At 64.3% G+C, this 23,674-nt stretch carries 17 protein-coding genes; 6 read left to right on the forward strand and 11 right to left on the reverse strand.

The window, feature by feature from the left end; translation table 11 throughout:
* Window positions 1-124 precede the first annotated feature (124 nt).
* The 4 genes from CKW13_RS05480 to CKW13_RS05495 all read right to left on the reverse strand — a co-directional run bounded on the left by CKW13_RS05480 (window position 125) and on the right by CKW13_RS05495 (window position 5,027).
* Window positions 125-1,792, reverse strand: a complete 1,668-nt coding sequence (locus CKW13_RS05480; RefSeq protein ID WP_095107579.1) for a bifunctional protein-serine/threonine kinase/phosphatase — start codon at window positions 1,790-1,792, stop codon at window positions 125-127.
* A 7-nt stretch (window positions 1,793-1,799) separates the two neighbouring features.
* On the reverse strand, window positions 1,800-3,011 hold the full coding sequence (locus tag CKW13_RS05485) for a NarK/NasA family nitrate transporter (RefSeq protein WP_095107580.1): 1,212 nt from the start codon (window positions 3,009-3,011) through the stop codon (window positions 1,800-1,802).
* Window positions 3,012-3,225: 214 nt separating this feature from the next.
* Window positions 3,226-3,801 carry an ANTAR domain-containing response regulator gene (locus CKW13_RS05490; RefSeq protein WP_095107581.1) on the reverse strand — a complete coding sequence of 192 codons (576 nt, stop codon included), beginning with the start codon at window positions 3,799-3,801 and terminating at the stop codon, window positions 3,226-3,228.
* Window positions 3,802-3,815: 14 nt separating this feature from the next.
* On the reverse strand, window positions 3,816-5,027 hold the full coding sequence (locus tag CKW13_RS05495) for a CmpA/NrtA family ABC transporter substrate-binding protein (protein WP_095107582.1): 1,212 nt from the start codon (window positions 5,025-5,027) through the stop codon (window positions 3,816-3,818).
* Between the two features lie 299 nt (window positions 5,028-5,326).
* Here CKW13_RS05495 and CKW13_RS05500 point away from each other — a divergent pair, with 299 nt between their 5' ends.
* Window positions 5,327-6,352: a quinone-dependent dihydroorotate dehydrogenase gene (locus CKW13_RS05500; protein WP_095107583.1), complete on the forward strand. Its 1,026-nt coding sequence runs from the start codon at window positions 5,327-5,329 to the stop codon at window positions 6,350-6,352.
* 128 nt (window positions 6,353-6,480) lie between these two features.
* Here the strand turns inward: CKW13_RS05500 and rmf are convergent, their stop codons facing one another.
* On the reverse strand, window positions 6,481-6,696 hold the full coding sequence (gene rmf / locus CKW13_RS05505; protein ID WP_003223300.1) for a ribosome modulation factor: 216 nt from the start codon (window positions 6,694-6,696) through the stop codon (window positions 6,481-6,483).
* Window positions 6,697-7,237: 541 nt separating this feature from the next.
* Between rmf and rlmKL the strand changes: the two genes are divergently transcribed.
* Window positions 7,238-9,508, forward strand: coding sequence for a bifunctional 23S rRNA (guanine(2069)-N(7))-methyltransferase RlmK/23S rRNA (guanine(2445)-N(2))-methyltransferase RlmL (gene rlmKL, locus CKW13_RS05515; protein ID WP_095107584.1), 2,271 nt, complete (start codon window positions 7,238-7,240; stop codon window positions 9,506-9,508).
* Window positions 9,509-9,645: 137 nt separating this feature from the next.
* Window positions 9,646-12,030 carry a GGDEF domain-containing protein gene (locus CKW13_RS05520; RefSeq protein WP_095107585.1) on the forward strand — a complete coding sequence of 795 codons (2,385 nt, stop codon included), beginning with the start codon at window positions 9,646-9,648 and terminating at the stop codon, window positions 12,028-12,030.
* 95 nt (window positions 12,031-12,125) lie between these two features.
* On the opposite strand, the gene dacB is transcribed toward CKW13_RS05520, so the two are convergent.
* Window positions 12,126-13,583, reverse strand: a complete 1,458-nt coding sequence (gene dacB, locus CKW13_RS05525; RefSeq protein ID WP_095107586.1) for a D-alanyl-D-alanine carboxypeptidase/D-alanyl-D-alanine-endopeptidase — start codon at window positions 13,581-13,583, stop codon at window positions 12,126-12,128.
* 235 nt (window positions 13,584-13,818) lie between these two features.
* Between dacB and CKW13_RS05530 the strand changes: the two genes are divergently transcribed.
* Entirely contained in the window at window positions 13,819-14,163 is a 345-nt protein-coding gene (locus tag CKW13_RS05530; protein WP_095107587.1) for a YggL family protein, read from the forward strand.
* 58 nt (window positions 14,164-14,221) lie between these two features.
* Here the strand turns inward: CKW13_RS05530 and CKW13_RS05535 are convergent, their stop codons facing one another.
* Window positions 14,222-15,412 (reverse strand): benzoate/H(+) symporter BenE family transporter, encoded by a 1,191-nt coding sequence (locus CKW13_RS05535; protein ID WP_095107588.1) that lies wholly within the window; start codon window positions 15,410-15,412, stop codon window positions 14,222-14,224.
* Between the two features lie 231 nt (window positions 15,413-15,643).
* On the opposite strand from CKW13_RS05535, the gene CKW13_RS05540 reads away from it, so the two are divergent.
* Window positions 15,644-16,408, forward strand: a complete 765-nt coding sequence (locus tag CKW13_RS05540; RefSeq protein ID WP_095107589.1) for a GntR family transcriptional regulator — start codon at window positions 15,644-15,646, stop codon at window positions 16,406-16,408.
* A 140-nt stretch (window positions 16,409-16,548) separates the two neighbouring features.
* Here CKW13_RS05540 and guaD read toward each other — a convergent pair whose 3' ends face one another.
* The 4 genes from guaD to xdhA all read right to left on the reverse strand — a co-directional run bounded on the left by guaD (window position 16,549) and on the right by xdhA (window position 22,680).
* The gene (guaD, locus tag CKW13_RS05545) at window positions 16,549-17,853 is read right to left on the reverse strand and encodes a guanine deaminase (RefSeq protein WP_095107590.1); all 1,305 of its coding nucleotides are present in this window, start codon (window positions 17,851-17,853) and stop codon (window positions 16,549-16,551) included.
* 7 nt (window positions 17,854-17,860) lie between these two features.
* Entirely contained in the window at window positions 17,861-18,703 is an 843-nt protein-coding gene (gene xdhC / locus CKW13_RS05550; RefSeq protein ID WP_095107591.1) for a xanthine dehydrogenase accessory protein XdhC, read from the reverse strand.
* Window positions 18,704-18,827: 124 nt separating this feature from the next.
* Window positions 18,828-21,233, reverse strand: a complete 2,406-nt coding sequence (gene xdhB, locus CKW13_RS05555) for a xanthine dehydrogenase molybdopterin binding subunit (RefSeq protein WP_095107592.1) — start codon at window positions 21,231-21,233, stop codon at window positions 18,828-18,830.
* Window positions 21,226-22,680, reverse strand: a complete 1,455-nt coding sequence (gene xdhA, locus CKW13_RS05560) for a xanthine dehydrogenase small subunit (RefSeq protein WP_095107593.1) — start codon at window positions 22,678-22,680, stop codon at window positions 21,226-21,228. Before xdhA ends, xdhB begins: the two co-directional genes overlap by 8 nt.
* Window positions 22,681-23,013: 333 nt before the next feature.
* Here xdhA and CKW13_RS05565 point away from each other — a divergent pair, with 333 nt between their 5' ends.
* Complete coding sequence (locus CKW13_RS05565) at window positions 23,014-23,673, forward strand: GntR family transcriptional regulator (RefSeq protein ID WP_095107594.1); 660 nt, start codon at window positions 23,014-23,016, stop codon at window positions 23,671-23,673.
* Window position 23,674 lies beyond the last annotated feature (1 nt).

A 23,674-nucleotide genomic window follows, 5' to 3' on the forward strand; every position in this document is an offset into this window, starting at 1 on the left:
TCCGGGCCTGCCCAAAGATGAAGGTGGTTCTTTGTAGAAAGCGGGCTTGCCCGCGCTGGAGTGCGTAGCGCTGCCAACAGCGCTTAGGCGCTGCTGCGCAACCCAGTGCGGGCCAACCCGCGTGTTACCTAAGCAGCATGGCCAGCAGCGCCAGGTTGATGAGCACCGCCACCAGCGCCACGCTGCGCCACACCTTCAGCGGCTCGCGCTCCAGCAGGGGCCGGGGGCGCACGTTAAGGCTGTGGCGTTCGCCCTGCTCTAGTAGCAACAGCCACTGTTCAGCGGTTTCGAAGCGCCGCGCCGGGTCGGCGCTCACCGCCCGGGCCAGGCACTGGTCGAGCCAGTCGGGTAGGTCCGGGCGGTAGCGGTTGGCGCTGACCGAGGCGCCGAAGCGCGGGCGTTGAAAAGCTTCGATTTCGCCATAGGGGAAGTGCCCGGTGAGCAGGTGATAGAGGGTTACGCCCACCGCGTAGAGATCATGTTGCGCAGTGGGGCTTTCGCCGTCGAAGGCCTGGGGGGCGATGTAGCTGGGGGTGCCGGGCAGGGCGTGGGGCTCGTCCCGCGACAGCCCCGGGCAATAGGCCAGCCCAAAGTCCAGCAGGCGCAGCTCGCCGTCGTCCCCCAGCAGCAGGTTTTGCGGCTTGATATCGCGATGCAGGATTTGCCGGCGGTGCAACAGCCCGACCGCCCGCAGCAGGCGTTCGGCGAGGTCGCGCCATTGCGCCAGGGGTAGGGGGCCATGGTCGGCCAAGAGCTGGGCCAGGGTGACGCCCGGGTAATGGCGCATCACGTAATACAGGTGTTGGCGCGTGGTGGCGGCATGCACCTCGGGGAAGTGCCGCCCGGCCACTCGGCGCAGGAACCATTCCTCGGCCAACAGGTTCTGCCCGGCCTGTGGATCGTCGTGCAAGTGGGCGGGCAGGGTCTTGAGCAGCCAGGGTTGCTGTTGCCCGTCGAGCACCCGGTACAGCAGCGATTGCCGGCTCTGGCCGAAACGCTCCTGCACCTGCCAGCCCTCGAAGCACTGGCCGGGTTTGAGGGCGGGCGGCAAGGGCCATTGCTGCTGGTGCAGCAGGGCATCGCCGAGGCTGGCTTCGCCGCGCTGTTCGATACGCACCAGCAAGGCGCTGGCGTTGTCCTGGCTGCCGGCCAGGTGTGCGGCGCTGACCAGGGTGCGGACGGCGCTGTCGGGGGCGGGCTGGTCGCGCAGGATCGCGGCGATGGTTTGATCGCCCAGGGTCGCCCAGATGCCGTCGCTGAGCAGCACGAAGCTTTCGCCGTCGCGCAGTTCGCCGTCGAGAAAGTCCAGCACCAGGTGCTGGTCCAGGCCTAGGGCGCGCTTGAGCACATGCTGCATGCCCGGTTGGTCCCAGACGTGATCTTCGGTGAGGCGTTGCAGGACATCGGCGTGCCAGCGATACACCCGGCAATCGCCGACATGGGCCAGGGTGAAACGCTGGCCGCGCAGCACCAGGGCGCTGAGGGTGGTGAGCAACGGCTGGCCGCCGCCATTGGCGCGCAACCAGCGGTTTTGCGCCAGCAACAAGCGCTCCAGGGCCTGGGCTACCGCCCAGGTGGGCGGCGTGGCGTAGTAGTCCAGGGCCAGGGCCTGCAAGGTCGATTGCGCCGCGAGCGCACCGTCGGCGCATTGGCTGACGCCATCGGCCAGGGCCACCAGGTAACCCTTGGTCGCGGCGAGCGCCGGTGCCGGGGTGACCACGCGCAAGGCGTCCTGGTTGTGCGCCCGCGGGCCGGTGGCACTGGCCTGGGCGAAGCTCAGTTGCAGGCTCATGGGCGCCTCAGACCCGCGCCGCCGTCACGGCCGCCGAGCCCCAGGTGGTTCTCCAGCGGCGCTTGACCCCGTGCAGGCCGAACCACGCCAGCACGCCGAGGCTGGCGAACAGCCACAGGGCCAGTTGATAGCTGCCGCTGCTTTGCTTGATCGCGCCCATGCCCGCGGCGAGGGCGAAGCCGCCGATGCCACCGGCCATGCCGATCAGCCCGGTCATGACGCCGATCTCCCGGGCAAAGCGCTGGGGCACCAGTTGGAACACCGCGCCATTACCCGCACCGAGGCCGAGCATGGTGCACACAAACAGGGCCAGGGCCGCATAGGAACTGGGCAGGTTGAACCCCACGGCCGCCATGCACACCGCCGCCACGCTGTACATGCCCAGCAGGGTGCGGATGCCGCCAAAGCGGTCGGCCAGGGCACCGCCCAGGGGCCGCATCAGGCTGCCGCCGAACACGCATGCGGCGGTGTAGTAGCCGGCGGTCACTGGGTTGAGGCCGTACTGGTCGTTGAAGTAGCCGGGCAGGGCGCTGGCCAACCCAATGAAGCCGCCAAAGGTCACGCTGTAGAAAAACATGAACCACCAAGTGTCGCGGTCGCCCAGGGCCTTGAGGTAGTCGGCCAGGGATTTGGCCTTGGGCCGGTGCGGGGCGTTTTTCGCGGCCCAGGCGAACACGATCAGGGTCAGGGCCAGCGGGATCAGGGCAAAGCCGAACACATTGCTCCAGCCGTAGGCCGCCGCTAGCACCGGGGCGATCAGCGCCGCCAGCACGGTGCCCGAGTTGCCTGCCCCGGCGATGCCCATGGCCTTGCCCTGGTGCTGTGGCGGATACCACTGGGACGCCAGCGGCAAGGCCACCGCGAACGACGCCCCGGCCATGCCCAGGAACAGGCCCAGTAGCAGCGCTTGTTCGTAGCTGTGGATGCCCAGTTTCCAGGCGCCGAACAGGGCGCAGATAACGATCACCTGGCCGATGATGCCGGCCGTCTTGGGCGACAGGCGATCGGCCAGCAGGCCCATGGCGAAGCGCAATACGGCGCCGGCAAGGATGGGCGTGGCCACCACCAGGCCCCGTTGTTGAGTGGTCAGTTGCAGGTCGGTGGCGATTTGCACTGCCAACGGGCCCAGCAGGTACCAGACCATGAAACTCAAGTCGAAGTAGAGAAACGCCGCGAACAGGGTCGGGGTGTGGCCGGATTTCCAGAAGCTTGAATTCATCGTGCACCTCAGGGGTCGAGAGTCTTGGAGGGAGTCATCGAGATGCGCCGGTTGTCGGCCGCACCACCGGCCCCGTGCGGTGGGGCCAGAACGAAAAAACGCCGCAACCCCGGTGGCTTTGGCCGTGGAGGGTGCGACGTCTTTGTCGTAGGTGGGGCAACCGCCGTTGGTTACCTGTGTGTTGGCTTAAGCCAGATTTGTGCCAACTTGCACGTCAGCTGAGCATGTCGCTCATGGCGATGATCTGTTCGGCCACCTGAATCAACTTTTGCTGGCGGCTCATGGCCTGGCGGCGCATCAGGGTGTAAGCCTCGTCTTCCTTGCAGTCCTTCATTTTCATCAGCAAGCCCTTGGCCAGTTCGATGCGCTTGCGTTCGGCCAGTTGCTGGTCGCGGGCATGGAGTTGGGCGCGCAGGGCCTGGTCGCTCTCAAAGCGCGCCATGGCGACGTCGAGGATCGGTTGCAGGCGCGTAGCCAGGATGCCTTCGACGATATAGGCGCTGACCCCGGCCTTGATGGCCTGGCGCATCACCGCCGGGTCGTGTTCGTCGGTGAACATCACGATGGGCCGGGGCTGGTCGCGGCTGACCAGCACCACTTGCTCCATCACGTCGCGGCTGGGGGATTGGGTGTCGATCAGCACCACATCGGGGCGCACGCTTTCGACGCGGGCGGGCAGGTCGATGGTCAGGCCCGATTCGTCGAGCACCTCGAAACCGGCTTCCACCAGCGCCGCTTTCAGGCGCCCGACTTTGTTCGCGGTGTCGTTGATAAGCAGGATGCGCAACATGCTCTGGGTTCCTGTCAGCGGCGGGCGAGAAGGGCGGGGCTGTCGCTCAGGGCGTGCAGCTTGAAGCCGCGGGCGTAGCCGGCCGGGTCGCTGCCGTTCCAGGTGATGCCGTCGATCAATTGGCTGCTGCGCATGTCCCCTTGCGTGGCGTCGATGCCCAGGGCCTGCGCGGCTTGGCGGTAGAGCGCCAGTTGCTGGACCTGGGTGGCCACGGCCAGGTAATCCGGGTCGTCGCGCAGCAGGCCCCAGCGGCGGAATTGGGTCATGAACCACATGCCGTCGGACAGGTACGGCAGGTTGACCGCGCCGGCCCCGTGAAAACGCACGGCGTGGGGGTCTTGCCAACTGTTGCCCAGGCCATCGGTGTACTCGCCCGACAGGCGCGGGGCGATGCATTCCAGCGGCGCGTCGAGGTATTGCGGGGCGCTGAGCAACTGCGCGGTGCTGCGGCGGTTTTGCGGGCTCTGTTCGATAAAGCGGCTGGCTTCGAGGATCGCCATCACCAGGGCCCGGGCGGTATTGGGGTACTGCTCGACAAAGGCGCGGGTGCAGCCCAGGACTTTTTCCGGGTGGTCGGGCCAGATGCTCTGCGAGGTGGCCAGGGTAAAGCCCAAGCCTTGGCGTACCGCGCTGGCGCTCCAGGGCTCGCCCACGCAGAAGCCGTCGATGCGCCCGGCCTGCAGGTGGGCGACCATTTGCGGCGGCGGCACCACCACGCTTTTGACGTCGTGCAGCGGGTCGATGCCCTGGCTCGCGAGCCAGTAATACAGCCACATGGCGTGGGTGCCGGTGGGGAAGGTCTGGGCGAAGGTCAGCTTTGCGCGGCTTTGGTGCACGCGCCGGTGCAGCGCCTCAGGACCGGTCACGCCAGCGCCTTGCAGACCGTGGGAGAGGTTGATGCTCTGACCGTTCTGGTTCAGGCCCATCAGCACCGCCATGTCGTTGGCCGCCACGCCGCCGATGCCCAGGTGCACGGCGTAGATCAGGCCGTAGAGGCTGTGGGCGGCGTCCAGTTCGCCGCTGACCAGGTTGTCCCGCAGGTTGGCCCAGGAGGCTTGGCGCTTGAGGTTCAGGCTCAAGCCGTAAGGTTGGGCGAAGCCCTGGGTGGCGGCGACCACCACTGAGGCGCAATCGCTCAGGGCCATGAACCCCAGGTTGACTGTGGTTTTTTCCGGCGCGTCACTGCCGTTGACCCAGGCCAGCGGCCCGGGGAGGAAGTCATTCATGGGTAAGCTCCAATACAGGGCCAGGGTGCATAAAAAAGCGCCACTGAGATAAAACCGGTCAGCCAAGGCTTTGAAACCTGTGGGAGCGAGCCTGCTCGCGACTCGGACCGGCGCGGGTATTTGCGTGGGCAAAAAAACCTGGCGCGACCCTGTTGCTGTTTTTGGCCCCAGTGTCGATGGCGTGAACGGTGCAAGGCATATGCCATGCCCGGATGATTTCGCCCCATGCCTCGCGTGCGAGGGGCTAGCCCGGCTATAATCGCCGCCTCTTTTTGCCGCCCGTCGAGTCCATCGCGCCCATGTACACCCTGGCCCGTCAGCTGTTGTTCAAACTTTCCCCGGAAACCTCCCACGATCTGTCCCTGGACCTGATCGGCGCGGGCGGGCGTTTGGGCCTCAACGGCTTGCTGTGCAAGGCCCCGGCGAAGATGCCGGTGACCGTCATGGGGCTGGACTTCCCCAACCCGGTGGGCCTGGCCGCAGGCCTGGACAAGAACGGCGCGGCTATCGACGGTTTTTCCCAACTGGGTTTTGGCTTTGTCGAAATCGGCACCATCACCCCGCGCCCGCAACCGGGCAACCCCAAGCCGCGGATCTTCCGCCTGCCCGAAGCCGAGGCGATCATCAACCGCATGGGCTTTAACAACCTGGGCGTGGATCACCTGCTGGCCCGCGTGGCGGCGGCCAAGTACCGGGGCATCCTGGGTATCAATATCGGCAAGAACTTCGACACCCCGGTCGAGCGCGCGGTGGACGACTACCTGATTTGCTTGAACAAGGTCTACGCCCACGCCAGCTACGTGACGGTCAACGTCAGCTCGCCCAACACCCCGGGCCTGCGCAGCCTGCAATTTGGTGACTCCCTCAAGCAACTGCTCCAGGCCCTGCGCCAGCGCAAGGATGAACTGGCCCAGATGCACGGCAAGCAGGTGCCGTTGGCGATCAAGATCGCCCCGGACATGAGCGACGAGGAAACCATCGAAGTCGCCCGGGCGTTGATCGAAACCGGCATGGATGCGGTGATCGCCACCAACACCACCCTGAGCCGCGTTGGCGTCGAAGGCATGGAGTTCGGTGACGAGGCTGGCGGCCTCTCCGGCGCCCCGGTGCGCGACAAGAGCACCCACACCGTCAAGGTGCTGGCCGCGGAGCTGGCCGGGCGCTTGCCGATCATTGCCGTGGGCGGCATCACCGAAGGCAAGCACGCGGCTGAGAAAATCGCCGCCGGCGCGAGCCTGGTGCAGCTGTATTCGGGCTTCATCTATAAGGGGCCGGCGCTGATTCGCCAATCGGTGGATGCCATCGCCGCATTGCCCAAGGCCTGAACCCTGGCGCGCGGGCAATAAAAAGGGCTCCTTGAAGGAGCCCCTGGGCCGTAGCCCGCCGTCCGGATGGGACGTGCATGGTAAGGCGGTACGTCGTCAGATTGTGGTGTCGGAATAAGTGCCCTGTGTTAGCCGACGGCGTGAAGTTCGTTGAGTCTATGGATGCCCGCAGTGCCAGTCATACCGTCCCAGTTGTCGCCGCGTCCCTCCCGCCAGCCGTTGATCCAGGCTTGGCGCACCGACGGTAGAGTAAAGGGGCAAAGCTCACGGGATTTACCACCAACGCCATATTGATATCCGCGCAAAAATGCTCTTTCCAACGGATCACGCTTAAGTCTTCTCATAGGGTGTTTCCCTCACTTGTTGACTGTAGGTGTAGCGTTGACCTCGTTTGAGGTCGGGCAGAGGGCTTCTGCCGTAGGCGGCTCGCGACGGGCGGCGAGCCAGGGTGTTGACGTCATTGCGGCGTCAACCTGTAGGGAGTTCTAACCAATGAGTCACATGCTGGGAATGATCGTTTTGTCATAAGCACGTCACAATATTGATGTTATGGCCATAAGTAGCGCAGGGCGTTTGGCTCGCCCCTCGGGCAAACCCCGCTATGATGAGGCTTACGCTGGATGATGAGGATCATTCTCCGATGCGAATGTCCCACCGTTTTGGTGCGGCAATATTCGACGAAGGGTCCGGATGTGACATCTTGTTGCACACATTTTTTATCTGCCCGGGCATTCAAGCTCTTTTAACCGTCTGGTTAGTCGAGCCGCCGGGGTGGGACGGCACAGTTTCGTGCCACGCGAGCGCTTCTTGAGAAAAGCGCTTGATTGAAAACCGAGCCGGCAATGCGTTGCCCGCTTACTTATTGCCAAAGGCCCTGGAATACCCATGTCGGATCGTTACGAACTCTTCCTCACCTGCCCCAAAGGCCTCGAAGGCCTGCTGATCGAGGAAGCCGTCGGGCTTGGCCTTGAAGACGCACGCGAGCACACCTCCGCCGTGCGGGGCATGGCCGACATGGAAACGGCTTATCGCCTGTGCCTGTGGTCGCGCCTGGCCAACCGGGTACTGCTGGTGCTCAAGCGCTTCCCGATGAAGGACGCCGAAGACCTCTACCACGGCGTGCTGGACATCGAGTGGCAAGACCACATGCTCAGCGACGGCACCCTGGCGGTGGAGTTCAGCGGCCATGGTTCGGGCATCGACAACACTCACTTCGGCGCCTTGAAGGTCAAGGACGCCATTGTCGACAAACTGCGTACCCCCACGGGCGAGCGGCCGTCCATCGACAAGCTCAACCCGGACCTGCGCATTCACCTGCGCCTGGACCGCGGCGAAGCGATCCTCTCCCTCGACCTGTCCGGCCACAGCCTGCACCAGCGCGGTTATCGCCTGCAGCAGGGCGCCGCGCCGCTCAAGGAAAACCTCGCTGCCGCGATCCTGATCCGTGCGGGCTGGCCGCGCATTGCCGCCGAGGGCGGCGCCCTGGCCGACCCGATGTGCGGTGTCGGCACCTTCCTGGTGGAAGCGGCGATGATCGCTGCCGATATGGCGCCCAACCTGCGCCGCGAGCAGTGGGGCTTTACCGCGTGGCTGGGGCATGTGCCGGCGCTGTGGAAAAAACTCCACGAAGAAGCCAGTGCCCGCGCGGCGGCCGGCCTGGCCAAGCCGCCGCTGTGGATTCGCGGCTACGAGGCCGACCCACGGCTGATCCAACCGGGGCGCAACAACGTTGAACGCGCCGGTTTGAGCGAGTGGATCAAGATTTACCAGGGCGAAGTGGCCACCTTCGAGCCGCGCCCGGACCAGAACCAGAAAGGTCTGGTGATCTGCAACCCGCCCTACGGTGAGCGCCTGGGCGACGAGGCGAGCTTGCTCTACCTCTACCAGAACCTCGGCGAGCGGCTGCGCCAGGCCTGCCTGAACTGGGAAGCGGCGGTGTTCACCGGCGCCCCGGACCTGGGCAAGCGCATGGGCATCCGCAGCCACAAACAGTACTCGTTCTGGAACGGCGCGCTGCCGTGCAAGCTGCTGCTGATAAAAGTGCTGCCCGACCAGTTCGTTACCGGCGAGCGCCGCACCCCCGAGCAACGCCAGGCCGAGCGCGAGCAAGCGGCCTACGATCAGGCCCCGGCCGAGCCGCAGGAGCGCCAGTACAACAAGAACGGCAACCCGATCAAACCCGCACCAGCCCCGGCGCCGGTGGTTGAGCAGGCGCGCCTGAGCGAGGGCGGGCAGATGTTCGCCAATCGCCTGCAGAAAAACCTCAAGCAACTGAGCAAGTGGGTCAAGCGCGAGGGTATCGACTGCTACCGCATCTACGACGCCGACATGCCCGAATACTCCATGGCCATCGACCTGTACCACGACTGGGTCCACGTCCAGGAGTACGTCGCGCCCAAGTCCATCGACCCGCAAAAAGCTTCGGCACGCATGTTCGATGCCCTGGCCGCGATTCCCCAGGCGCTGAACATCGACAAGAGCCGCGTGGTGGTCAAACGCCGCGAGCGCCAGAGCGGCACCAAGCAGTACGAGCGCCAGAGCGCCCAGGGCCAGTTCACCGAGGTGATGGAAGGGGGCGTCAAGTTGCTGGTCAACCTCACCGACTACCTCGACACCGGGCTGTTCCTCGACCACCGGCCCATGCGCCTGCGCATCCAAAAAGAAGCCGCGGGCAAGCGCTTCCTCAACCTCTACTGCTACACCGCCACCGCCAGCGTGCACGCCGCCAAGGGCGGCGCGCGCAGCACCACCAGCGTTGACCTGTCCAAGACCTACCTGGACTGGGCGCGGCGTAACCTGTCGCTCAACGGTTTCTCCGACAAGAACCGCTTGGAGCAGGGCGATGTGATGGTGTGGCTGGAGGCCTGCCGCGATGAGTTCGACCTGATCTTCATCGACCCGCCGACCTTTTCCAACTCCAAGCGCATGGAAGGCATCTTCGACGTGCAGCGTGACCAGGTGCAGTTGATCGACCTGGCCATGGCACGCCTGGCGCCGGGCGGGGTGTTGTACTTCTCCAACAACTTCCGCAAGTTCGAGCTCGAAGACAACCTCACCCAGCGTTATGCCGTCGAGGAAATCACCGCGCAAACCCTCGACCCGGACTTTGCCCGTAACGGCAAGATCCACCGCGCCTGGAAAATCACTGCCCGTTGACCGCTGATTGGATCCATAGAGCCTTGTTTTTTAAAGGCTCTTGGTTCTTTTGGTGCTGGTCAAATTGATGGCAAATAGCTATAACTTCATCAAAGCCCCTGTGACGCCCCAACTCGCTGGCGTTGGAAGTTCTGCTTATGTCGTTGCATGGCCCCCAACCGAAAATACTCGGTTTCATTCGTGAAGACGCTTCGGCCCGCTGGGTCGCCGCCGTGGCCTTGTTTATAGGCCTGGTGCTGACCGGGCTGCTGGCCTGGGCCACCCTCAACCTTTATCAAACCCAGTCGCGCCAGCGTTTCCAATTGCTGGTGGGCGAGCGGTTTAGCCGCATCCAGGAGCGCTTCGAGGACCAGGAGCAACGCCTGGACAGCCTGCGGCGGTTTTTCATCAACTCCGACTCGGTTACCCGCGAAGAATTCGACGGCTACGCCGGACCCTTATTGCGCCGTACCCAGGCTTATTCCTGGGCGCCACGGATCCGCGCCGCCGAACGCGAGTTGTTCGAGCGGGCTGTGCAGGACCAGGGCCTGAAGGGTTTTGGCATTCGCGAGATCGACGCCCAGCGGCAACTGCAACCGGCCGCCGAGCGCGCCGAATACGTGCCGGTATTGTTCAGCCAAACCCAAAGCGTACTCGGCTCGCCTCTGGGCTTTGACTTGTTGTCCCAACCGCTGCGCCGTTCGGCCATGGAGCGGGCGCGCACTCTGGGCACCCAAGCGGTTTCCCAACCGATGCAGTTGGTCGGCGTCGAGCCGGCCTACGCCCGCGGTGTGCTGCTGGTGGCGCCGGTCAGCACCCGCACGGGCGGCGAGCCCTACGGCTTTGTGATGGCGGTGATTAGCATGCGCCAACTGGTGGCCGATGGTTTTCCCGAAGCCAGCTACGACAACCTGGCGGTGCGCATCCGCGATTTGTCGGTGGAGCCGGAACAGAGCCTGCTCTACACCAGCGACCTGCAACCGCCGGCCAGTTCATTGGTGGCCACCCGGGTGCTGCACCTGGCGGATCACGATTACCAAGTGCAGATCCACCCCAGCGCGGTGTTCCTCAAGGCCAACCATGCTTCGCTTATCAGCCTGGTGGTGCTCGGCGGTTTGTTGAGCCTGTTACTCAGCGTCCTGCTGTACGTGCTGGTCAACCGGCGCCAGTGCGCGTTACGCCTGGTAGAACAACGCACCCGTGAGCTGCGGGTGCGCGAGCAGGAACTGAGCGGTGCCCACAGCCAGTTGCGCAGCGTGCTCAATGCCGCGACCCAGGTGGCGATCATCGCCACCGACCTGCGCGGCATCATGACCACCTTCAACGCCGGCGCCGAGCGCATGCTCGGCTATCAAAGCAGCGACGTGCTGGGGCGCAAGACCCTGGAGAGCCTGCATGTGCGGGCCGAACTGTCGGCGCGGGCGCAGGTGTTGAGCCAGCGCTACGGCAAGCCGATCCCGCTGCACCAGGCGATGCTGGTGGAGGGCGGTGAGGCGGGCGGCCATGAGGCGGTGGAATGGACCTTGCTGCGCCACGATGGCAGCCCGCTGTCGGTGGACATGCTAGCCGGCCCCGTGCTCGACGAGCAGGGGCTGTGGGTCGGCCATGTGGCCATTTGCATTGACGTGACCGAACGCAAGCGTGTCCACGAAGCCCTGGCGGCCCAGGATCGCTTGCTGAAAAAACTCAGCGCCCATGTGCCCGGCGGCATCTACCAATTCATGATGGCGCCGGACGGCAAGTTCAGCGTGATCTACGCCAGTGACGGCATCCGCGACATCTACGAGCTTGATCCCGAGCAGTTACACGCTAACGCCGAGGCGATTTTCCAACGTATCTACGGCCCCGATGTGGAACGCATCCGCACGTCGGTGCGGTTCTCGGCGCACACCCTGCAACCCTGGCGCGAAGAGTACCGCGTGCAACTGCCTGAACGCGGCTTGCGCTGGGTGCGCGGCGAGGCCACGCCTGAAGAGTTACCGGGCGGCGGGGTGCTGTGGCACGGCTACATCTCGGATATTTCCGACCTCAAGCGCGTCGAGGAAGAGCTGCGGGCGTTATCGGTGACCGACTCCCTGACCGGCATCTACAACCGGCGCTACTTCCAGGAACGGCTGAAAACCGAAATGGCCCGTGTGGAGCGGGGCATGGGCGCGCTGGCGGTCATCATGCTCGACATCGACCACTTCAAACGGGTCAACGACGTGCACGGCCACGCGGTGGGCGATGGGGTGCTGCAAGCGTTGTGTCAGCGCATCGGCCAGCGCCTGCGCCGCACCGATGTGTTCTGTCGCCTGGGTGGGGAAGAGTTCATGGTGCTGTGCCCCGATACCAGCGGCCCGCAGGCCTACGCCTTGGCACTGGAGCTGTGGCAGGGCCTGCGCAGTGCGCCGATTGGTGAGGTGGGGATTGTCACGGCCAGTTTCGGCATCGCCAGTTGGCGCCAGGGCGAAGGCGCCGACGCGCTGTTGCTGCGCGCTGACTCCGGGGTCTACGCCGCCAAACAGGCCGGGCGCGACCGGGTTGAACAAGAACTCCCCTGACGACTCACTGCCCTGGTGTAGCAAGCGGGCTCGCCCGCGCTAGGATGCGCGGCGCCCCTCCAGCAGTGCCGCGCCCCACCGATTTTTACGGCCGCTTATAGGGCGGAGGCGGTGGCGGCGAGTTTGGGTTGGCGGTACAGGTCCAACAGGACCTGGTCCAGCACCGAGGCCGCGCCCCAGGGTTTCGGGTCGTTGAGAATCGCCACCACGGCCCAGGTATTGCCGTTGTTATCGCGGCTGTAACCGGCGATGGCACGCACGGTGTTCAGGGTGCCGGTCTTGATGTGGGCTTCGCCGCTGACGGCGGTGCGTTTGAGGCGCTTGCGCATGGTGCCGTCCATGCCGGCAATTGGCATCGAACTGACGAACTCCGCCGAGTACGGGCTCCTCCATGCCGCTTGCAGCAAGGTCGCCATTTCCCGTGCACTGACACGCTCGGCCCGCGATAACCCCGAGCCGTTCTCCATCACCAGGTGCGGCGCGGTGATGCCTTTTTTCGCCAGCCACTGGCGCACCACGCGTTGGGCGGCCTTGGCGTCGTCGCCGTCGGCCTCGTTGCGGTAGCGCGCGCCCAGGCTCAGGAACAACTGCTGGGCCATGGTGTTGTTGCTGTATTTGTTGATGTCGCGGATCACTTCGGCCAGGTCCGGGGAGAACGCCCGGGCCAGCACCTTGGCGTCCTTGGGCACTGCGCCGAGGCGGTCCTTGCCCTGGATGCTGCCGCCCAGTTCCTGCCAGATCGCGCGCACGGCGCCAGCGGTGTAGGTGGCGTGGTCGAGCAACGACAGGTAGGTCTGGGAGCTGCAACCATCGCTCAACTGGCCGTTGACCGTGACGGTCACCGTGCCGTTGGCCTGGGTGACCGGGTTGTAACGCACCTCGCCCGAGCATTGCTTGGTGTTGACGGCCTTGACCTGGTTGTCGACGCGGATACTGGCAATTGGCGGTTCAACCGAAACCAGCACCTTGCCGCCATCGTTGCGGGCCACGAAGCGCAGGGCCTTGAGGTTGACCAACAGGGAGTCGGGTTTGACCAGGAACGGCTTGTTCTCGTCGTTGCCGTCATCGTTGAACTGCGGCAATTGCGGCGGCACGAAGAAATTGCGGTCCAGCACCAGGTCGCCGGTGACTTGCTGCACGCCATTGGCCCGCAGGTCGCGCATCAGCAGCCAGAGTTTTTCCATGTTCAGCTTGGGGTCGCCGCCGCCCTTGAGGTACAGGTTGCCGTGCAGGATGCCGCCGCTCAGGGTGCCGTCGGTGTAGAACTCGGTTTTCCACTGGTAGTTGGGCCCGAGCATTTCCAGGGCCGCGTAGGTGGTCACCAGTTTCATGGTGGAGGCTGGGTTGACCGAGACATCGGCGTTGTACACGGTCGGCGTGCCCGGGCCGTTGAGCGGGATCATTACCAGCGACAGGGCGTTGTCCTGCAGTTTGCTGGTTTTGAGGGCTTGTTGAACCTTGGGTGACAGGCTGGTGTTGACGGGGGCTGCATGGGCGAGCGCCAGGGGCAGGAGGAAACTGGCAAGCAACAATGGACGAAAAGACTTAATCATCGGAAATAAAACCCTACAGCCGAGGGGAAAAAATAACGAGGGCGTGTAGACAAAATCCCTCAGTGGTTACGAAAGTGCCGGCATTATGCCCCAAGGTATAGCGCGTTGTGCCCTACGCGGCAGGGTCGCGGCGCTCTTTTTTTACCGATGGTCGGGCGCGGTCCCGAGAGAGGCGGGCAATCGTGGCCTTAAGCTGCTAAAGTGCCGCCCGTTATTACTTATGAGGATTGTTCCAATGGCGACTAACCGTTCCCAGCGTCTGCGCAAAAAACTGTGCGTTGATGAATTTCAAGAGCTGGGTTTCGAGCTGAACCTGGATTTCAAGGAAGATTTGGCCGAAGAGGCTATTGACGCTTTCCTCGATGCATTCCTCAAAGAAGCCATGGAAGCCAACGGCCTGGGCTATGTAGGCGGCGACGACTACGGTCTGGTGTGCCTGCAGAAGCGTGGTTCGGTCAGCGAAGAGCAACGCGCTGCCGTCGAAGCCTGGCTCAAGGCGCGCACCGAGCTCAACAGCGCTGAAGTCAGCCCGCTGCTGGACGTCTGGTACCCGGAAAAGCCGATCAACCCGGTAGCCTGATGTTCAAGAAAAACGGCGACCCCAGGGTCGCCGTTTTTTTATGGGTTGCAGAAAGTGTTCAGGCCTTGCGCCCGTTGAGAATCACCAGCGTCAACACCCCCGCGACAATCCCCCAGAACGCCGAACCGACGGAAAACAGCGTCAACCCCGACGCGGTGACCATAAAGGTTATCAGCGCCGCTTCCCGCTCCTTGGTTTCGCTCATGGCGATGCTCAGGCCATTGATGATGGAGCCGAACAGCGCCAGCGCAGCAATCGACAGCACCAGCTCCTTGGGCAGCGCGGCGAAGAGCGCGGCCAGCGTTGCCCCGAACACCCCGGCAATGCCGTAGAACACACCGCACCAGACCGCCGCCGTGTAGCGCTTGTGGTGGTCTTCATGGGCGTGGGGCCCGGTGCAGATCGCTGCGCTGATGGCCGCCAGGTTGATCCCGTGGGAGCCGAAAGGTGCCAACAGCAAGGACGCGACGCCGGTGGCGGTAATCAGCGGCGAGGCCGGGACGTTGTAGCCGTCGGCCCGCAGCACCGCGACGCCGGGCATGTTCTGTGAGGTCATGGCCACCACGAACAGCGGAATGCCGATGCTGATGGTTGCGGCCAGGGAGAAGTGCGGCGTGGTCCACACCGGCGTCGCCACTTCCAGCTGAAAACCGCTGAAGTCCAGCAGCCCCATGAACCCCGACAGCGCGGTGCCGACCAGCAGCGCCGCCAGCACCGCGTACCGCGGCGACAAGCGCTTGACCACCAGGTAGGTGAAGAACATCCCCAGCACCAGGGCCGTGCGGTGTTGGGCGGCGACGAAAATCTCGCTGCCGATCTTGAACAGGATGCCCGCCAGCAAGGCCGCGGCCAGGGACGCGGGAATGCGCTTGACCAGGCGCTCGAAGCTGCCGGTCAGGCCGCAGATCGTTACCAGCACCGCACAGGTGATGTAGGCGCCGATGGCTTCGCCGTAACTCACCCCGCCCAGGCTGGTAATCAACAGCGCCGCGCCGGGGGTGGACCAGGCGATGGTGATGGGCGTGCGGTAACGCAGCGACAGGCCAATGGAGCACACGGCCATGCCGATGGAAATCGCCCAGATCCACGAGGAAATCTGCCCGCTGGTTAGGCCCGCCGCTTGGCCGGCCTGGAACATCAGCACCAGGGAACTGGTGTAGCCGGTCATCATCGCGATAAACCCGGCGACGATGGCGGAGGGGGAAGTGTCCGCTAGGGGGCGCAGCTTGGTGTGGGTGGCGTCAGTCATGGCGCGGTGTCCTTGTGCCGGGGAAAAAGTGCAGCGGGAAGGACGCAAGCCTAAACGTAAACGCCGATGGCTATTGCGATACAGCCGGGTTCGCAAACGACCGTACAGTCGTGTTGCCACTATCGGTTGTGTACAATGTGCGCTGTTTTTCAGCCGATACTTGCCAGCGACCCACCGTGGCGTATTACAGTCAACGTCCTTGCCCCCGCCGTTCTCCCGATCCGAGTGCCCATGAACGAACAGTTGCAGCCCCTCAAGAAACAACCGCGCGCAGGCAAAGCCGGGCGCAGCGGAACCCAGGACGACATCGTCTATGCGCATATCTTCGAGGCCATCCTCGAACAACGCCTGGCGCCCGGGACTAAGTTGAGCGAAGAGGCGCTGGGGGAGATTTTCGGGGTCAGCCGCACCATCATCCGTCGCGCCCTGTCGCGCCTGGCCCATGAAGGGGTGGTGCTGCTGCGGCCCAACCGTGGCGCGGTAGTGGCCAGCCCCAGTGTGGAAGAGGCGCGCCAGGTGTTCTTCGCCCGGCGCCTGGTGGAGCGGGCCATCACCGAGCTGGCGGTGCAGCACGCCACGGCCGAGGAACTGGCCGAGTTGCGCCAGATGGTCAACGACGAGCGTGACAGTTTCTCGCGGGGCGACCGGGGCGCGGGTATTCGCCTGTCGGGGGAGTTCCACCTGAAACTGGCCGAGGCGGCCAAGAACACGCCGCTTATCAGCTTCCAGCGCAGCCTGGTGTCGCAGACCTCGCTCATCATCGCTCAGTACGAAAGCGGCAACCGCTCGCACTGCTCCTATGACGAGCACACCCAATTGATTGACGCCATCGAGGCCCGGGACGAAACGCTGGCGGTGAGCCTGATGATGCATCACATGGATCACATCGACAGCAAGCTCAACCTCGACGAAGAAAGCGCCTCGGATGACCTGCATGCGGTGTTCTCGCACTTGCTGCAAACCAAGAAACCGGGGCGGCCGAGCGCCAAGCTGTAGATAGACCCAGGTGCGGCCATCGCGAGCAGGCTCGCTCCCACAGAGTTCGGTGAATTCCTTGTGGGGGTGATAGCGATCTCCCTGGCCACAAAAAATCCCCCGCAACTCAGCGTCGCGGGGGATTTTTTTGCCCGCAGAACCTAGCGCTGATGCACCAGTCTGCCCGCTGCATAGGTTTGCAGTACGGTGCGGTCATCTCCCAGGGTCATCAGCACGAACAGCGTTTCGGCGATGTTCTTCGACTGTTTGAGGCGGTAGCTGAGCAGCGGCGTGGCGTTGTAGTCGAGCACCAGGAAGTCGGCGTCGGTGCCCGGTTGCAGGGTGCCGATCTTGTCTTCCAGGCGCAGGGCCCGAGCGCCGCCCAGGGTGGCCAGGTACAGCGACTTGAATGGGCTCAGGCGCGCGCCCTGCAACTGCATGACCTTGTAAGCCTCGTTGAGGGTGTGCAGCAGGGAGAAACTGGTGCCGCCGCCCACGTCTGTGCCCAGGCCGACGTTGAGGTTGTGCTTCTCGGCCATGGGCAGGTTGAACAGGCCGCTGCCGAGGAAGAAGTTCGAGGTCGGGCAGAAGGCCACCGCCGAGCCGGTCTCGGCCAGGCGTGCGCATTCGTCGTCGCACAGGTGCACGCCGTGGGCGAACACCGAACGCTCGCCGAGTAACTGGTAATGGTCGTAGACGTCCAGGTAACCCTTGCGCTCGGGGAACAGTTCCTTGACCCACGCGATCTCTTGCAGGTTTTCGCTGATGTGGGTCTGCATGTAGAGGTCGGGGTACTCGCCCAGCAGTTTGCCGGCCAGGGTCAGTTGTTCCGGGGTGCTGGTGGGGGCGAAACGCGGGGTGACGGCGTAATGCAAGCGGCCCTTGCCGTGCCAGCGCTCGATCAGCGCCTTGCTGTCGGCGTAGCCCGACTCCGGGGTGTCGGTCAGGTAGTCCGGGGCGTTGCGGTCCATCATCACCTTGCCGGCGATCATGCGCAGGTCCAGTTGCTCGGCGGCTTCGAAGAACGAGTTCACCGATTGCGGGTGCACGCTGGCGAACACCAGGGCGGTGGTGGTGCCGTTGCGCAGCAGTTCCTTGATGAAAATATCCGCCACTTCATCGGCGTGGGCCTTGTCGGCGAACTGGCTCTCGCACGGGAAGGTGTAGGTGTTGAGCCAGTCCAGCAGTTGTTCGCCGTAGGCGCCGACCATGCCGGTTTGCGGCAGGTGGATGTGGGTGTCGATCAGGCCGGGGGTAATCAGCGCGTCGGGGTAGTGCTGGATCGGCACCTCGGCGCTCAGGCCCGGCAACAGGTCGCTGGCCGCGCCGATGGCGCTGATTTGGCCGTTTTCGATCACCAGTAAGCCGTCCTCGAAGTACTCGTAGGAGGCCTCGACCCCCACCTGGGCGGGGTCGGCGATGCTGTGCAGGAGGGCGGCGCGGTAGGCTTTGCGGGTCGAAGGCATGGTCGTCTCAATGGCTGGCTTGGCTGCGGCGCGAGGCCGGCAGCAGTTTGGCGATGGGTTCGGCGCGCTCGGTGTGCTGGCCGAAACTGGCGTTATAGGTGGCGATGATTTCGCCGGCGATGGAGATGGCGATTTCCACAGGCAATTTGCCTTTGACTTCGCCGATGCCCATCGGGCAGCGCATGCGCTGCAAGGTGCTGGTGTCGAAACCGCGCTCACGCAGGCGATGCTCGAACTTGACCCGTTTGGTCTTGGAGCCGATCAGGCCGAAGTAGGTGAAGTCGTTGCGCTTGAGCAGGGCGGCGGTGAGTTCCAGGTCCAACTGATGGTTGTGGGTCATGACGATGCAGTAGCTGCCGGCGGGCAGGTGGTCGATTTCGTCCAGCGGTTCTTCGGCGACGATTTTACGCACGCCGGCAGGGATCAGCGCGGGGAATTCCTGCTCGCGCGAATCGATCCAGCGTACCCGGCACGGCAGGCTCGCCAGCAGCGGCACCAGGGCGCGGCCGACATGGCCGGCGCCGAACACGGCGATTTGCGCTTGCACCTGGCCCATGGGCTCGAACAGCAGCACGGTGACGCCGCCGCAGCACTGGCCCAGGCTGGCGCCGAGGCTGAAGCGCTCCAGGTGGGTGCCCTGCTTGCCGCTGGCGAGCATGTCGCGGGCGATGTGCAGGGCCTTGAATTCCAGGTGCCCGCCACCGATGGTGTCGAAGCTCTGGGTGGCACTGACGACCATTTTCGAGCCGGCATTGCGCGGCGTGGAGCCTAGTTCTTCGATGATGGTCACCAACACGCAGGGCTCGCCCTGGTGTTGCAGGTCGGCGAGGGCGCTGATCCAGTTGTACATGTTCACCTCGGCATCGTTGTTGTCTGTTGTGGCCTCATCGCGAGCAGGCCCGTTCCCACAGGATTTGCGTGGGCACCACAAAACACTGTGGGAGCGGGCCCGCCCGCGATGGCAGCCCCCGGTGCTAAAGCGAAGCCCGCTCACCTTCAGCCGCCACCGCCACCGCTGGCGCTACCGGCAACCGGCGCATCTGCTCGCAGCCCCACAACACCCGCTCCGGGGTGGCCGGGGCGTCGATCTTCGGTTGCTGTTTGTAGTCGCCCAGGCTGGCCACGGCATCCTTGATGGCGCACCAGGCCGCGATGCCGAGCATGAACGGCGGCTCGCCCACGGCTTTGGAGTGGAACACGGTGTCTTCCGGGTTTTTGCGGTTTTCCACCAGGTGCACGCGTAAATCCAGAGGCATGTCGGCCACGGCCGGGATCTTGTAGCTGGCCGGGCCGCTGGTCATCAGCTTGCCCTTGGCGTTCCACACCAGCTCTTCCATGGTCAGCCAACCCATGCCCTGGATGAAGCCGCCCTCGACTTGGCCGATGTCGATAGCCGGGTTCAGCGAGGCGCCGACGTCGTGGAGGATGTCGGTGCGCAGCATTTTGTACTCGCCGGTCAGGGTGTCGACGATCACCTCGCAGCACGCCGCGCCGTAGGCGAAGTAGTAGAACGGCCGGCCGCGCGCCTGGCTGCGGTCGTAGTAGATCTTCGGGGTTTTGTAGAACCCGGTGCTCGACAACGACACCTGGGCGAAATACGCCTGCTGCACCAGGGCCTCGAAGCTCAGGATGTGGTCGCGCACCCGCACGTGGCCGTTGTGGAACTGCACGTCTTCTTCGCTGACCGCGTACTTGCGCGCGGCGAACTCCACCAGGCGTTGCTTGATGATTTGGGCGGCGTTCTGCGCGGCCTTGCCGTTGAGGTCGGCGCCGCTGGAGGCGGCGGTGGGCGAGGTGTTGGGCACCTTGTCGGTGTTGGTGGCGGTGATCTGCACCCGGTCGGTTTCCACCTGGAACACCTCGGCCACCACCTGCGCGACCTTGATGTTCAGGCCCTGGCCCATCTCGGTGCCGCCGTGGTTGAGGTGGATGCTGCCGTCGGTGTAGATGTGGATCAAGGCACCGGCCTGGTTGAGGAAACTGGCGGTGAAGGAAATGCCGAACTTCACCGGCGTCAGCGCCAGGCCTTTTTTCAGGATCGGACTGTGGGCGTTGTAGCGGCGGATGGTTTCGCGGCGCTCGGCGTACTGGCTGCTGTCTTCCAGTTGCGCGGTCATCTCCTCGAGCATGTTGTGCTCGACGGTTTGGTAGTAGTGGGTGACGTTGCGCTCGGTTTTGCCGTAGTAGTTGGCCTTGCGCACCGCCAATGGGTCGAGGCCCAGGTGCCGGGCGATGGCGTCCATCACTTCCTCGATGGCGACCATGCCCTGGGGGCCGCCGAAGCCGCGGTACGCGGTGTTGGAGGCGGTGTTGGTCTTGCAACGGTGGCCGTTGATGGTGGCGTCGCCCAGGTAGTAGGCGTTGTCGGCGTGGAACATGGCGCGGTCGACAATCGAGGCCGACAGGTCCGGCGAGCAACCGCAGTTGCCGGCCAGCTCCAGGGCTATACCGTGCAGGCGCCCGCGGCTGTCAAAGCCCACGTCGTACTCGATATAGAAGGGGTGGCGCTTGCCGGTCATGAGCATGTCTTCGACCCGTGGCAGGCGCATTTTTGTCGGTTGGCCGGTCAGGCGCGCGACCACCGCGCACAGGCACGCGGGGCTGGCGGCCTGGGTTTCCTTGCCGCCAAAGCCACCGCCCATGCGGCGCATATCGACGACGATGTGGTTCATCGGCACATCCAGCACCTCGGCCACCAGTTTCTGCACCTCGGTGGGGTTCTGGGTGGAGCAGTAGACGATCATGCCGCCGTCTTCGGTGGGCATCACCGAGGAAATCTGCGTCTCCAGGTAGAAGTGTTCCTGCCCGCCGATGTGCAGGTTGCCCTGGATGCGGTGCTCGGCGCCGGCCAGGGCTGTGGCCGAGTCGCCGCGTTGGTGGGTGTGGCTGTCGAGGACGAAATGGCGCTTGCGCAGGGCCTCGACTACGTCCAGCACTGGCTCCAGGTCTTCGTATTCGATGATCGCCGCCATGGCGGCGCGGCGTGCGGTGTCGAGGTTGTGGGCAGCCACCGCGAGTACCGGTTGGCCGACGAACTGCACGTCATCGATGGCCAGCAACGGATCGCCCGGCAACAGCGGGCCGATGTCCTTGAGGCCGGGAATGTCCTGGTGGGTGATGACGATGCGCACGCCCTCAATGGCGTAGCACGGCGCCGTGTCGATGCGCAGGATGCGCGCATGGGCGCGGTCCGACAGCCGTGCATAGAGGTGCAACTGGTTGGGGAATTCCAGGCGATCGTCGATGTACTGCGCTTCGCCGCTGACGTGCTTGGCCGCGCTGTCGTGCTTGACGCTGCGGCCTACGCCTGTGGTCAGGTCCTGGGCGAACAGCTCGGCCAGTTCGGCCTGGGTTTTTTCCACTGCGTGATGGTTAGACATAAGCGGTCACCCGGGTTTCGATGTGCGGTGTTTGCAGTTCGACGAAGTACTTGCGCAGTAGGTTTTGCGCGCTGAGCAGGCGGTACTCCTTGCTGGCGCGAAAATCCGAGAGCGGGGTGAAATCCTCGCCCAGGGCCGCACAGGCCTTCTCCACGGTAGCGGCATTCCAGGTCGCGCCCCGCAGCGCCGCCTCGCAGGCCGTGGCCCGTTTCGGGGTGGCCGCCATGCCGCCGAAGGCGACGCGGGCATCGGCCACCACACCCTGTTCGATGCGCAGGTTGAACGCGGCGCACACCGCCGAGATGTCGTCGTCCAGGCGCTTGGACACCTTGTAGGCGCGGAACGCCTGGGCGGCATTGGCCTTGGGCACGATGATCTTCTCGATGAACTCGCTGTCCTGGCGGGCGGTGACGCGGTAGTCGATGAAGTAATCCTCCAGCGCCAGGGTGCGCCGGGTGTTGCCCTTGCACAGAACGATCTGCGCGCCGAGGGCGATCAGCAGGGGCGGCGAGTCGCCGATGGGCGAGGCGTTGCCGATGTTGCCGCCCAGGGTGCCCTGGTTGCGGATTTGCAGCGAGGCAAAGCGTTGCAGCAGTTCGCCGAAGTCCGGGTACTGGGCCTTGAGAGCCGCGTAGCAGTCGGAGAGGGCGGTGGCGGCGCCGATTTCCAGGCGATCATCGAAGTCTTCGATGCGCTTGAGCTCGGCGATGTTGCCGACGTAGATCATTACCGCCAGGGTGCGGTGCAACTGCGTCACTTCCAGGGCCAGGTCGGTGCCGCCGGCCAGCAGGCGCGCTTGCGGGTAGGCGTCGTAGAGGTCGGCCAGGTCGGCAACGGTCAGGGGCACCAGGCAACGTTTGTCGCCGCAGTTGAGCTCGCCGGTTTCGGTGGGCGCGATGGCCTTGAGGCGGGCGATGGTCTGGGCTTCTTGCGCGTCGAACTGATCGGGCTGCCGGGCGCAACAGGCCTGCTCGGCGGCCGCGAGGATCGGCCGATACCCGGTGCAGCGGCACAGGTTGCCGGCCAGGGCTTCGTGGGCCTGGTGGCGGTCGGGCGCGCAGCTGTTTTTTTGCAGGGCGAACAGCGACATCACAAAGCCCGGCGTGCAGAAGCCGCACTGCGAGCCGTGGCAATCGACCATGGCTTGCTGGACGCTGTGCAACTGGCCCTGGTGCTTGAGGTCTTCGACGCTGATGAGCTGTTTGCCGTGCAGGGACGAAACGAACGTCAGGCACGAGTTGAGGCTGCGATAGCGGATCCGCTCGCGGCCATCGGCCTGGGTGTGCAGCTCGCCCACCACCACTGTGCACGCGCCGCAATCGCCGCTGGCGCAGCCTTCTTTGGTACCGGATTTGCCCAAGTGTTCGCGCAGGTAATCGAGCACGGTCAGGTTGGGGTCCAGGGCGTGCTCACGGCGGAGTTCCTGGTTGAGTAAAAACTGGATCACGGAAGGCCTCGCAGACTCGTTTTATTGTTGTTAACCGCTGGTTGGGCCGAATCTAGTCATGTCTGACTTTTCGGTCAATTCTTTTCTGACCTAAGGGTCAGGAAATGCGGTTGCGCAACCTTGAAAGTATGGTCCAGATCCCCGTGGTTGCTGGCGCGCAACGGTTTTTCGCGGCTTCTGGGTATCGCCCAGGAGGTTGATGGCGGCCACGGTAGGTTTTCAGGTATTACGCTGCGTATTTCATGCCAATTGCGCCGTGCGGGCCCTGCGCCATCAACGGCAATTGCGCTACACTGCGCCGCTTGTACTGATCGAAGATTTCGAAGGAAAACCATGACGTTCAAGGCGCCGGACAGCCTCGCCGAGCAAATTGCTCACCACCTCGCCGAACGCATCATTCGCGGGGACCTCAAGCCGGGGGAGCGGATCCAGGAACAGAAGGTCACGCTGGCGCTTAATGTCAGCCGCGGTTCGGTCCGCGAAGCCCTGCTGATCCTGGAGCGCCGCCACCTGATCGCCATCCTGCCGCGACGCGGCGCCCACGTGACCGAACTCACCGCCCACAAGCTGCAAAGCCTGTGTACGTTGATGAGCGAGCTGTACATCCTGTTGGGCAACGCCGTGGCCAGCGGTTGGCTGGTGCAGGCGGACCTGGCGCCGTTTTTGCAAATCCAGCAGCGCCTGACCGCCAGCTATGAGCGCCAGGACATCCGCACCTTTGTCGACGACAGTTTCAGCGTGATGCGCGCCGCCTATCCGTTCGCCAACAACCCGTACCTGCAAGAGACCGTGGAAAACCTGCAACCGGCCATGAGCCGCGCGTATTTCCTGGCCCTGGAGCAGCGCAAGTCGGAGATGAGCGAGTATCTGGAACTGTTCGAGCAACTGCTGGGCGCCGTCATGGCCCGTGACCTGCCGCACATCCGTATCGTGCTCTCGGCCTACGCCCAGCGCAGTTGCAACCTGATGCTCTCTGCGTTGGCGGATGCCTAAG

The organism is Pseudomonas sp. Irchel 3E20 (genome assembly GCF_900187645.1).
Classification (GTDB): Bacteria; Pseudomonadota; Gammaproteobacteria; order Pseudomonadales; family Pseudomonadaceae; genus Aquipseudomonas.